Below are 8124 nucleotides of genomic sequence, written 5' to 3'. Positions count from 1 at the left end.
ATAATAAATTAAAAGTACTAGCTTCAATAAACAGAGCTACTTTAATAGATGTATTTATAAATGGTAATGTTTATATAAATAATATAGGACGCTTTATTGCAAATTATAAAATACAAAATGGAGTTATAATAGAAAATGCTGGAGCTATATATATGGAAGGGGAGAGTAGTTTTGGAAATGGAGTAGAAACTTCTCCTATTATGGAAGGTGACGGAAGAAGCGTTAAAATATTTTATAGACTAAACTCACATATAGCATACATAGTTGCAATGTATAGACATAAAAAATTAATGCGTGATAATATAAATAAAATAATAGAAGATTATTCTAAAAGTAAAACTAAGAAATTTGGAAAAATAAAAAAACATGCTCAAATAATTAATGCAAGAATAATAAAAAATTCTCTCATAGACCCTTATGCCAAAGTAGAAAATACAGATGAAATAAACAACACCACAGTAATAAGTACAAAAGAATGCCCATCATATATAGGCACATCTGTAATATTAAAAGATTCTATTGTATTAAAAGGGGCACACATAGTTGATGGTACTGTTATAAAAAAGGCATTTATTGGAGAGGGGGTTAAACTAGGAAGACAATTTTCTTGTGAAGACTCTTTGCTATTTGCAAACTGTGAAGGAGAGCATGGTGAAATGTTTTCTATATTTGCTGGTCCTTATACAGTTACGCACCATAAAGCAACTCTTTTAATAGCAAGCCATTTCTCTTTTTTTAATGCAGGTAGCGGAACTAATCAAAGCAACCATATGTACAAACTAGGACCTTATCATCATGGTTTTATGGAGAGAGGATGCAAAACAGGAAGTAATTCATACATACTATGGCCTTCTCATATTGGTGCTTTTTCTACAGTAATAGGTTCTCATTATGATAATGTTGATACTTCTGATTTTCCTTTTTCGTATATCACAGAACATGGATATCATCAAACTAGGCTTATTCCCGCTTTAAATTTATTTGGTGTTGGACTTTCTAGAGATGAAAATAAATGGAGAGATAGAGATAGAAGAGTAGGGGATAAAAAAGATTTAATTATATTCGATGTTTTTAGTCCTTATACTGTTTCAAAAATGATTAAAGCAGAAGAAATATTAAATAATATAAAAAAAGAAATTGTTAATGATGGAATAGAATATATAAGATACAAAAATATGATTATAAAAACATCATCATTAAATAAATATTCAAATAGATATTCTATTGCAATAGATTTATATTTGCACAATAAACTTCTTGAATATATAAAAGAATCTGAAAACTTAAATGATATTTTTAATGATGCAAATAAATTTTATGAAACTTGGGTTGATGTTGGAGGACTTATATGTGCAAAAGAGAAACTAGATGATGTTATATTAAATATAGAGAATAATAACATTAATAATGTTCAAAATTTAGTACAATCTTTTGAAAAACTATATAATGATTATAGTATAGATGAAAAATCTTGGGTTATAAATATGATTAAAAAAAGATATAATCTAAACACTATTAATATAGATGTTATATTAAAGATGCTTAAAGAACATTTATCACTTCTTACTACTTCATATGAAATATTTTATAGAGATGTAAAAAAAGAATATGATTTAGCAAAGATGATTAGCTGCGGAATAGATGATAAAAATATCATGGAAGAAGATTTTAAAGCTATAAGAGGAACTGCTAAAGATAATGCTTTTGTTGTAAAATATAAAAATGATGTGGAAACAAAAATAGAAGATATAAATAAATTAATAAAAAAGCTAGGAAATTAATAGATATGAGAATATATTCACTTTCAATAAATATAACTATAGGTTTTGAGGACATAATAGAAGCTACTATAGAAAGCGGCGAACTAGATATATTAGGTTACAATATAGAGTTTCCTATAAACAATAATAACATTGCTATAGTTAATATATATAATGAAAACCAAGAAAAACTAGAAGACAATTTAAATATAATAAAACAAAATATTGATGGTATAACAGAATATAATTATGAAATAAAAGAGCTAAACTCAGATGAATATTTAACATCATATATGGCATTTTTAAAACCTTTTAAAGTTGGAGAAATAAGTATAATACCAAATTTAAAAGATGAGAATAATAATGAAGATGGACTATATATAGCTAAGCAATACGCATTTGGTACAGGTACTCATGAAACAACATTCTTAGCTTTAAATATGATTAATGAATACTCCCAAAACAATAATATTTCTTCTAAAACCATAGCTGATATTGGATGCGGTAGTGGTATACTTTCTTTATTTTGTTACAAATTAGGTGCTAGAAATATTACCTCTGTAGATATTGACAATGATGCTGTTAATTGTACTTTAGATAATGCCAAATATAATAATATAAAATTAAATAATGTTTTTTTAGGAAGTGCTGATAGTTTAAGTAATTTTCAATATGATTTAGTAATAGCAAATATTGAAACAGATATACTAATAGAGATATTACCTAATTTGAAAAAAATATTAAAAGAAAATGCACATTTAATATTATCTGGAATATTAGCAGAAAAAGAAAGTTTTATGAATGAAGCTATAAAACAAAATAATCTAACTATATTAAATAGAAATCAAAAAAATGATTGGGTATCTATTCTTTTAAGATAATTTTTTATAAGATATATAAATTTTATAGAGCATTTTTTAAATCGTTGGTGGCATCTTCTGGTGTAATTGAGTTTATAAAAACACCGCTTCCAAGTTCATATCCAGCAAGTTTACTCATTTTAGGCATTATATCTAAAAACCAGTGGCTTGAATGGGAATATTTTTTTTCTAATGCTGGTGTAAGTGTATGAAGCACATAATTAAAACTAATTTCTCCAAGTACCTTATTAATTCTATTAAATATATCTTTAACAATATTTGCAAATTGAGATATACAATCTTCAGAATATACTATGCTATCTGAATGTTTTTTGGGTAATATATAAATTTGGTATGGAGATTTTGAAGCAAAAGGAGATATAGCTATAAAGTCATTGTTTTCACATATCACTCTTTCATTAATTTTTTTCTCTTCTTCTATCATACTACAATAAACACATTTTTTATTTTCATTATAATATTCTAAAGAGCCATATATCTCTTCCATTATTTGAATAGGTACAAATGGCGTTGTCATCATCTGGGCATGTGAATGTACTAAGCTAGCTCCAGCCTCCCTTCCAAAGTTTTTAAAAAGTAAGCTATATAGCATATCTTTTTCTTTTGATAATTCTAAAAATCTCATTATTATAGCTTCAAATATAAAAAATAAATCTTTTTCTTTAGCATTATAATAATTAAAACTATGATTAGGATTTTCTATAATAACATCATGAAAACCTTTACATATATCTGCTTCAAAAAAATCATTTCTATTTGGTAATTCATTAGGATTACTTTGTGCTATTATTGGATATTTATTTGGTACAATTCTTACAATCCAATTTTTATTATCATCAAATATTATAGTAGAATGTTCAGGAGTTTTATCCTCATTTCCTTTACAAAATGGGCAAGTATTATCAGAAGTTAATATAGTATGCTTCTCTTCAATATTAATATAATCACTTGGTCTTCCCATTCTTTCGGAAGCTATAATGACAGATTGTTTAGTAACTGGGTCTTTTCTTATATGAGGCATTAACCTATTAGCCTTTTAATCTTATCTTTAATTTCTGTAAGATTACCAGATTTTAATATATATCCATCAGCATTCCATACTTGAAACTCATGTCTATAATTATTATAGGCAGTACATATTATAATAGGCAATTCTCTATGATTTTCACGAACCTTTCCAAGAAAGTCTAATCCGTCCATTTTAGGCATTTTTATATCTAATGTTATCAAATCTATATGTGGATTATCTTTATTAATCATTTCTAGGGCTTCTTCTCCGCTGTCTGTGGATACTACATTATATCCCTCATCTTTAAACTCTTCTTCGAAAAGTGTTCTAATGCTTTTTTCATCATCAAGAACTAATATAGTTTTCTTAGGCATATAAATGCTCCTTAATAATCTTAATTTATATTATAATTATACAATAAAAAAAGTCAAATAGATTTTTACACAATAAATATAACAATATTTCATAAAAAGTGTCAATAGTATTTTTCAACTATTTCTTTTCGCTATCTATAGATTTTTGATAAGTTGCCACCAAAGCTTCTATCATACCACTCCTTATAGATTTTTCTTCCAATACTTCAACACCCTTTATAGTAATACCAGCAGGCGTACAAACATTATCTTTTAATTCAGCAGGATGTTTTTTAGATTCCAAAACCATAGAACCAGCACCTTTAAATACTTGACTTGCAATCTCTATAGCACTTTTTCTATCAATCCCCATTAACACTCCAGCATCACTCATAGCCTCTATTAATATATACATAAAAGCAGGCGAACAACCAGCCATAGCATTATAAGCATGTATTTTATCTTCTGGTATTACTTTAACCATCGCAACTTTACTTAAAAGCTCAACTATAGCCTCTTCAACTACTTTGTTTTTAGACTCTACAACAGATATAAATCCATTACAAGTTTTTACAGGAGTATTAGGCATTATTCTAATAATATTTTCTGTATTGAATAACTGCTTTAATTCAGCAACAGAAACAGAAGCAGCAACACTCACTATTGTGGCATCTTTTTTTATACTATTTTCTATCTCTTTAGCAATATCTTTAACCATATAAGGCTTCACTGCTATAAATAAAATATCTGCTTCTTCTGCTATTTTTTTATTATCATTAAATGTTTTTATTTCAATATTTTTTTCTATCTTTTCTTTTTTTTCTTTTGTCTTTACACTTGCTATTATAGTATTTTTATTTATGCCAGCCTTAATAAAACCTTCTATTAAAGCTAACCCCATAGCACCAGCACCAATAAATCCTATCATTATCTATCTCCTTTATTATCATTTTTATAACTATTTGGAACTACCATCATAGTGCCAAGCATTTTAGCTAGTATTTTATTCTCTTCATCTAAAACATTAGCCTCAACAACTATTAAACTTTTTCCTGCCTTCAAAACTTCTCCAACACATCTTACTTTTTTACATACAACAGGACGAAGATAATTAATTTTTAAATCAGATGTTACAACATGATTTTCTTCTTTAAGAACACTAAAAGCAGCAAAACCAGAAGCAGTATCAAGCATAGTAGCAACCATTCCACCATGCATAAACCCTAAAGCTTGAGAGAACTCTTTTTTATTTTCCAAAGATATTACAACTCTTCCAACATCTGCCTCTTCTAATTTGCAATCTATAAAATTTAAAAAATCCTGTTTATAAAATATATCAGAGAGCCTTTTGTATACATTTTCTTGCATGTAGTATTTTTCCTTTATGCATTACTTTCCCATTCATAATCATAATCATATTTTTTATAATTACCTTTAAACACAACGCCTTTTACAACTAACTTTTCATCTAATATAACTAAATCAGCAATATATCCCTCTTTTATTCTTCCATATTTATCATCTATTCCCATAACCTTAGCAGGATAAAGTGAAGCCATCTTTAAAGCCTCTTCAACTGTAGCTCCAACCTGATTAACAACATTTCTTACAGACTGACTCATAGTAATAGAAGCCCCTCCCAAAGTACCATTATCATCTATAAGCCTGTTTCCATCTCTATGTATCTTTTTACCAGCCCAAATATATTCTTTTATTTCTGGAGCAGCAGCAGGAGCTATGGCATCAGTTACAATACAAATATGCCCTGTCTTTAATTTGTAAGCAAGCTCCACAGAAGCAAAATCACAATGCACTCCATCACATATTAAACCAGCATACATATCCTTAGTTTCAAGCACAGCTCCAACAGCACCAGGCTCTCTAGAACCCCAAGGACGCATAGCATTAAATAAATGAGTTGCAAAAGTTATTCCATAAGGTATTTTTTCTTTTATTTCATTATAAGTACCATTAGTGTGCCCTACAGATACTACTTTTCCAGCCTTAGCAAATGCTTCTATTACTTTACCGTCCACCATCTCTGGAGCAACTGTTACCATAACACATTTTGAAGCATTAATTTTCTTTATCATATTCATATCAGCTTCTCTTATAAACTTCTCATTATGAATACCTCTTTTTTCATGAGATATATAAGGACCTTCAAAATGTATGCCAAGCACTCCAATAACTGATAAATCTTCTATGCTATTAAATAAATCTATAATCTTTAACATATACTCATCACCATTTGTAATTACTGTAGGCAAATAAGAAGTGCATCCATATCTCTGACAAACTTCATTCATATTTTTTAATGTATCTACTGTAGGGCTAGCATTAATATCATATCCTCCTATACCATTAACTTGCAAATCTATATATCCAGGAGCTACTATTTTTCCTCCTAAATCTATTCTTGTAATTACAGCATCAACGTCTATTTCTTTCTCTACACTCTTAATAATATTATTTTCTATTACTATACAATGCCCGTCTATAAACTTTTCTCCATCAAATATTCTAATGTTTGTAAGAGCATAATAAGATTTATAAAGCCCTTTAATAAGTTCTTTAGGGTGTAGACTTTTACTCTCTAAACTCTTAGCATATTTATAAGTTTTTACTTTTAAATCGCTGCTTGACTCTTCATCTGCTACAATTATAAGCTTTTTGTGTTCCTGTAAAACAGAAGTAGGGTAGAACTGACTTATTGCTCCCTCAACACAATGAGCCAAAGCATCAGATACATCATAACCATTGGCCATAACAAGTATATATCTTGCATTAAAAGCCTCTTCAAAGCCCAGAGTAAATCCTTCCCTTGGAAACATCTCTACAGGCATATTAAATTTTCTTGCCTCATAGCTTCTAATTATCTCACTTATTTTTTTATCCCTCACGCTTCCTTCTAATGATGAGCTTGGTGTATTAAGTAAAAAACTTCCATCTTCTGCTAAATTATCTATTAGCAATGTTATATTTCCAAGTTTTTTAATTAGATTTGACATTCTCTTTGCTTCTTTTTTTCTATCTGTAACTTTACTATTAAATAGATGTACATTTTCTTTAGGTATATCGATATATTTAAGAAAATTTTCTTCTAAATATTTTTGTGATATGTCAGAATCTATATATTCACCAGAAGAAACTATATGTATATTTTTAAACGATACTATATTGTCATTATAAAAAGATAATAATTTTTCATAATAAGCTTTATTTACATGCCTTAAAGGAAAAGATAATACAAAAGGCTTTTTTCTATCAGAATAATCTAATATACATTTTACAGTATAATATGCTGCCCATTCATAAACGCTTTCATTAGTTATAATTATTCTCATATATTCTCCTTAAAATAATTTTTGTTTTATTTTCATCGATACAGTTTGACTAGATAATCTCAAAGATGATTCATAATCCGCTATTACAGTAACATCACCATGTTTTTGTAATTTGCTTAGGGGTGAAGAATTACTTATACCACATTCTAAGCAATCTCTAAGAGAGCAAGAATTTTCTATTCCAGATGATGTAAGTAAAATTGTATCAACTATATCTATAATCCCCATTCCCATACTAAATACCATAGTTGGTACTTCTTTTTCAAATTTAGTCTCAATAGCTTTTATAGAATGTTCACTTAATGTTTTTAATCTAAACAATGATGATAGTGATGACATTCTTTCATTTCCTGCTGAAGTAGAATCTGGTGTAAGCGAATACCATATAACATCAAACCTTCCTATTTTTTCTATTGTTTTTAATTGTTTTTCCATTTGACTTTCATCTTTACTTCCATCAAATAAAAATTGATTTTTTTTAGGAATATTTAATTTAGAAAGTAAGTTTTCTTTTAAAAAATATGCTTTACTGTTTTTATCATCTTGAGATAATCCAACATATTCTGATTGCTGAAAAATAAATATGTTTTTAAAATTAATATTATAATTTTTTACATTTTCTATTATTGCTTTATAAATATCTTTAGTATCATTTTCGCTAGAAACAGAAATATAGAGTTTTTCTTTTGTTTTTTGTTTCTTTTCTAAAAAATGCAAAATATGATTTGCTGTAAAATATGTATAATCCTTATAGGAATCTGCTATATATATATT

8 protein-coding genes are annotated in these 8124 nt (G+C 27.6%); 2 read left to right on the top strand and 6 right to left on the bottom strand.

The genetic code is table 11. From position 1 onward, the window contains the following. Together E6A48_RS10195 and E6A48_RS10190 are read left to right on the top strand one after the other, a co-directional pair. On the top strand, positions 1 to 1781 hold a 1781-nt coding region (locus tag E6A48_RS10195; protein WP_219710098.1), incomplete at its 5' end, for a DUF4954 family protein. A gap of 5 nt (positions 1782 to 1786) precedes the next feature. Then, positions 1787 to 2641, top strand: a complete 855-nt coding sequence (locus tag E6A48_RS10190) for a 50S ribosomal protein L11 methyltransferase (RefSeq protein ID WP_219710097.1) — start codon at positions 1787 to 1789, stop codon at positions 2639 to 2641. Positions 2642 to 2663: 22 nt separating this feature from the next. Here the strand turns inward: E6A48_RS10190 and E6A48_RS10185 are convergent, their stop codons facing one another. From E6A48_RS10185 to E6A48_RS10160, 6 genes are all read right to left on the bottom strand, one after another. Next, positions 2664 to 3662: a galactose-1-phosphate uridylyltransferase gene (locus tag E6A48_RS10185; RefSeq protein WP_219710096.1), complete on the bottom strand. Its 999-nt coding sequence runs from the start codon at positions 3660 to 3662 to the stop codon at positions 2664 to 2666. Continuing rightward, a complete protein-coding gene (locus tag E6A48_RS10180) occupies positions 3662 to 4024 on the bottom strand; it encodes a response regulator (protein WP_013243056.1) in 363 nt (120 codons plus the stop codon). Before E6A48_RS10180 ends, E6A48_RS10185 begins: the two co-directional genes overlap by 1 nt. A 118-nt stretch (positions 4025 to 4142) precedes the next feature. After that, the gene (proC, locus tag E6A48_RS10175; RefSeq protein ID WP_219710095.1) at positions 4143 to 4931 is read right to left on the bottom strand and encodes a pyrroline-5-carboxylate reductase; all 789 of its coding nucleotides are present in this window, start codon (positions 4929 to 4931) and stop codon (positions 4143 to 4145) included. Next, positions 4931 to 5371: a PaaI family thioesterase gene (locus E6A48_RS10170; RefSeq protein WP_219710094.1), complete on the bottom strand. Its 441-nt coding sequence runs from the start codon at positions 5369 to 5371 to the stop codon at positions 4931 to 4933. The genes proC and E6A48_RS10170 overlap by 1 nt, the downstream gene beginning before the upstream one ends. A 14-nt stretch (positions 5372 to 5385) precedes the next feature. Next, on the bottom strand, positions 5386 to 7350 hold the full coding sequence (gene nagA / locus E6A48_RS10165; protein ID WP_219710093.1) for an N-acetylglucosamine-6-phosphate deacetylase: 1965 nt from the start codon (positions 7348 to 7350) through the stop codon (positions 5386 to 5388). Between the two features lie 9 nt (positions 7351 to 7359). Then, a partial coding sequence (locus E6A48_RS10160; RefSeq protein WP_219710092.1) for a sugar phosphate isomerase family occupies positions 7360 to 8124 on the bottom strand: 765 nt, incomplete at its 5' end.

The organism is Brachyspira pilosicoli (assembly GCF_019402445.1).
Lineage (GTDB): Bacteria > Spirochaetota > Brachyspiria > Brachyspirales > Brachyspiraceae > Brachyspira > Brachyspira pilosicoli_B.
Note: the sequence above shows the minus strand (reverse complement) of the source record. Positions and strands in the feature narration are given on the sequence as shown.